The organism is Desulfosarcina sp., assembly GCF_046496365.1.
GTDB lineage: Bacteria > Desulfobacterota > Desulfobacteria > Desulfobacterales > Desulfosarcinaceae > Desulfosarcina.
The window spans coordinates 1-2,687 of sequence record NZ_JAWOHB010000079.1 but is presented as its reverse complement, the minus strand read 5'-3'; the positions used below and the strand labels follow the sequence as shown (position 1 = coordinate 2,687).

At 57.1% G+C, this 2,687-nt stretch carries 4 protein-coding genes; 3 read left to right on the top strand and 1 reads right to left on the bottom strand.

What is annotated here, in order from left to right; all coding sequences use genetic code 11:
- The 3 genes from R6V78_RS06610 to R6V78_RS06600 all read left to right on the top strand — a co-directional run.
- A partial coding sequence (locus R6V78_RS06610) for a ketopantoate reductase family protein (protein WP_410288549.1) occupies positions 1-458 on the top strand: 458 nt, incomplete at its 5' end.
- Between the two features lie 25 nt (positions 459-483).
- Entirely contained in the window at positions 484-1,353 is an 870-nt protein-coding gene (gene panB, locus R6V78_RS06605) for a 3-methyl-2-oxobutanoate hydroxymethyltransferase (RefSeq protein ID WP_410288548.1), read from the top strand.
- A gap of 6 nt (positions 1,354-1,359) precedes the next feature.
- Entirely contained in the window at positions 1,360-2,229 is an 870-nt protein-coding gene (locus R6V78_RS06600) for a rhomboid family intramembrane serine protease (RefSeq protein WP_410288547.1), read from the top strand.
- A gap of 60 nt (positions 2,230-2,289) precedes the next feature.
- Here the strand turns inward: R6V78_RS06600 and R6V78_RS06595 are convergent.
- Positions 2,290-2,687, bottom strand: a 398-nt coding sequence (locus tag R6V78_RS06595; RefSeq protein WP_410288546.1) for a M24 family metallopeptidase, incomplete at its 5' end; no start/stop codon positions are given.

Genomic DNA, 2,687 nt, shown 5'->3' with positions numbered 1-2,687 from the left:
ATTCGGTCATGACGGAAAAGGTTGCCGGTCTTTTCAGGAGGGCCGGTATCGAAACTACGGTTTCCGGAAGCATTCGGGATGTGGTATGGGACAAACTTCTGGTAAATGTCGGCATCAACGCCATCACGGCCTTGACCGGGATCAAAAACGGTCAACTGCTGGACCTGCCGGTCACAAAGGCCCTTTCCCGGGCGGCGGTTGAGGAGGCTGCCGCCCTTGCCGAAGCAGCGGGGGCCGGCGTTCGGGATCACGCCACCGCCCATGTATTCGACATTGCCGCAATGACCGCCGGCAACCGGTCTTCCATGGGGCAGGACATTGATCATCAGCGGCGGACGGAGATCGACGCCATCAACGGATTTGTGGTGCGCGAATCAGAAAAATTCGGGCTGGAAGCGCCGGTCAACCGTACCCTGACGGCGCTGATTGAAACGATTCAACATCACTTTTGCAGCTGAAAAAAAGCTGGGCGGAGGTAATGCCATGAGCCATCAAAACGTTACGATACTTGACATTCAACAGGCCAAGCACAAGGGCCGGAAGCTGGTCATGGTGACCGCTTATGACTACCCGTTTGGATTAATGGCGGCTGAAGCCGGCGTGGACATTGTGCTGGTGGGCGATTCCTTGGGCATGGTGGTGATGGGCCTGGATGGTACGGTGGCAGTGACCATGGAGCATATGATCCACCACATTCGGGCGGTGGTTCGCGGATGCAGGGGCCCTTTGATTATCGGCGACATGCCCTTTATGAGTTATAATACCTCCATTCGGGAAGCCATCCACAATGCCGGACGGCTGTTGAAGGAAGGGGGATGCGATGCCGTGAAGCTGGAAGGCGGGGTGGACTTCGCGTCCACGGTTGAGGCGATTGTAAAGGCGGGCATTCCGCTGCAGGGCCATATCGGCTTGACACCCCAGACAGCCAGCGCGCTGGGCGGCTTTAAAATGCAGGGACGCGATGCAGCCGCTGCAAAACGGATTATCGAAGATGCGCGCGCCCTGGAAAATGCCGGTGTTTTTTCGATCATCCTGGAGGCGGTTCCCGCACCCCTGGGAAAGCTGGTTGCAGCGTCGGTGCGCGTGCCGGTCATCGGCATCGGCGCAGGCGTGGATGTGGACGGGCAGGTTCTGGTCACCCATGACATGATCGGCCTGTTCGATAAATTCATACCCAAATTCGTCAAGCAGTACACTCGGATTCGGACCGTTATTCTGGAGGCGCTCGAACACTACAAGGCAGATGTCATCGACGAAAATTTTCCGGGCCCTGAGCATTCATTCAAAATGTCCGATGCGGCGCTTGCGGAGTTGAAAAAAATGCTGGATATCGCGGAACCCGACGGGAATTGACTGCGGATGCCTGTGCTTTTAGAAAAACTGTCAAAGGAAGAAGCGCAGACCTTCGGCCTGGTTCTGCTTTCTTCAGGTATTGACCATCAAGCCGCCAAGGGCGCCGGTGGATGGGTGATTCGAGTGAACGATGATGATGCTGCACCCGCCGCTGAACTCATTCGAGTATACCTTCATGAAAACCGATCCTTCCACCCCTTGCGCAAACGCGCCGTCGTGGAATACCCCAGAACCTTTTCCGGCCTCTGGGGCGCGCTGGTGATTATCTCCGTTCATGTGGCCGTGGTGTCGGGCCGCGATGCCGGGTCTTTTGCAGAGGCATACGGATCATCTGCCCGCCACATTCTAAGCGGCGAATGGTACCGGTGTGCGACATCGCTGCTGCTGCATGCCGATGTTGTTCACCTGCTGGGCAATAGTGTCGGGATTGCTGTTTTCGGAACGGCGGTGTGTTCGGTGATGGGCTGGGGCGTGGGGTGGCTCATGCTGCTGGCCTCGGGCATGCTCGGCAATCTGGCCAACGCCTGGTTTTATCAGACCGGGCACCTTTCCATCGGCGCTTCCACCACCGTATTCGGTGCCGTGGGCGTGCTGTCGGCGTATCAGTTTATTCACAAAATCAAGGTGCGTGGCGAGCGCTATCAGGCGTTTTTGCCCATTGCCGCCGGGATGGCGCTGCTTGCGTTTCTTGGCGCCGCTAGGCACAGCGACATCATGGGGCACCTGTTTGGATTTATGTCGGGTCTGGCGCTGGGTATGATTTACTGTTTCTTCGTGAAACAGTCGCTGCGATGGTCATACCAGATCGGGGCGCTCTTGCTTGCGGCCGCCGTTCTGGGAGGCGCCTGGCTTTTTCCGATAATCAGCGGTGCATAGCTGGGTGAATCCGGCCCGGCCGGCAGCGGTGCTGACGGCTGAAACCATTTTCTTCAACCCTCACAGCGCATAGGGCGTCAAACTTTCATACCCGTCATCGGTTACGACAATGGTTTGTTCAAACTGGGCTGACAGCGACGCGTCTTTTGTGACGGCCGTCCAGTTGTCCCTGAGGACACGCAGCATGTGTCCGCCCAAATTGATCATGGGTTCGATGGTGAAAACCATTCCCGGGACCAGCTCGATGCCGTCGCCTTTTCGGCCGAAGTGTGGAATCTGCGGCGGTTCATGAAATTCGAAACCCACGCCGTGGCCCACGAATTCCCTGACCACGGAGCACCCCTTTTTTTCCGCAAATTTCTGAATGGCCCATCCGATATCCCCCACGGTGTTGCCGGGTTTGACCATGGAGAGTCCCCGTTTGAGGCTTTCACGGGCGACGTTCACAATTTTTCTGG